Origin of the sequence: Micromonospora sp. KC207 (assembly GCF_004348615.1) — a bacterium.
Taxonomy (GTDB): Bacteria; Actinomycetota; Actinomycetes; order Mycobacteriales; family Micromonosporaceae; genus Micromonospora.
Genome location: NZ_SMKJ01000616.1, coordinates 1 through 940, shown reverse-complemented (window position 1 = coordinate 940; position 940 = coordinate 1). Strand labels below are relative to the sequence as shown.

Here is a 940-nt window from a genome sequence, read left to right as displayed (position 1 = left end):
CGGCAAGGGCGACCAGGTCGTCGGTGGTGGGCGGCGGGGGCTCGAACTCGCCCTCGTGGCGGACCACGTTCCAGCCCCGGGGGGCGGTGAGGCTGCGCGCGTGCGGCTCGCAGAGGTCGTACGTGTGGGGCTCGGCGAAGGCCGCGAGCGGCCCGACCACGGCTGTCGACTCGTTGTAGACATAGGTCAATGTGGCGACCGCTTGCCGGGGGCAGCCGTTCCGGGAGCAGCGCCGTGTTGACCTCACGGCGGGAGGGTATCCCCATTACCGGGTCCGGCGCACCGGTTCGCGTTGCGACACGCCCGTCATCGAGATCACAATTCGCAACATCCGACGCAGCGGGCGGTGACCGGCCACGGGCCGGCGCGCCGCAGGAGCGGCACAGCCACGGACCGGGCGGCCCGGCGGGCTACTCTTTGCGTCATGACCAGTCCGGAACGCCGCCGCCCCGGCTCCGGCCGGCGTGCCCACCGTGACCGGCACGGGCGGGGACTGCGCGGGCGGCTGGTGCCGGCGACCGTGCCGTTGGCCCGGACGAAGGCCGAGGTCTTCGACGATCTCGTGCTCGACACGGTGGAAACCCTCGAACGGCGGTTCGCCAAGGAACTGGCGGGCGTCGAGTTCGCGGTGGAAGACGTCCCGCCGGACCTGAACGTGTACGACTCCGACGTGCTGGAGGACGGTGAGGTGCCGCTCGCCCGGCTGTTGCCGGGGCGCCCCGGCCGGCAGGAGGTCCCGCCGCGCATCGTGCTCTACCGCCGGCCGCTGGAGTTCCGGGCCATGGACCGGGAGGACCTGGCCGACCTGGTGCACGACGTGATCATCGAGCAGGTGGCGAACCTGCTCGGCGTCGACCCGGACGAGCTGGCGTAGTCCTCGCCGCGCCCCGGGGCAGAGCCACCGCACCGCCCTCGGGTGTCGCCGCCGCGCACCCCCGCC

General features: G+C 73.4%; 2 protein-coding genes. One reads left to right on the top strand and one right to left on the bottom strand.

Annotated features, from left to right (window positions below):
* Positions 1 to 247: DUF3499 domain-containing protein (locus tag E1258_RS32850; protein ID WP_132407888.1), on the bottom strand; the 247-nt coding region annotated here is incomplete at its 3' end.
* Positions 248 to 424: 177 nt separating this feature from the next.
* On the opposite strand from E1258_RS32850, the gene E1258_RS32845 reads away from it, so the two are divergent.
* Positions 425 to 874: a metallopeptidase family protein gene (locus E1258_RS32845; RefSeq protein ID WP_007074726.1), complete on the top strand. Its 450-nt coding sequence runs from the start codon at positions 425 to 427 to the stop codon at positions 872 to 874.
* Positions 875 to 940 lie beyond the last annotated feature (66 nt).

Excerpts from the sequence above, each read along its gene's own strand:
- E1258_RS32845 (WP_007074726.1), top strand. The coding sequence starts at position 425 with ATGACCAGTCCGGAACGCCGCCGCCCCGGCTCCGGCCGGCGTGCCCAC.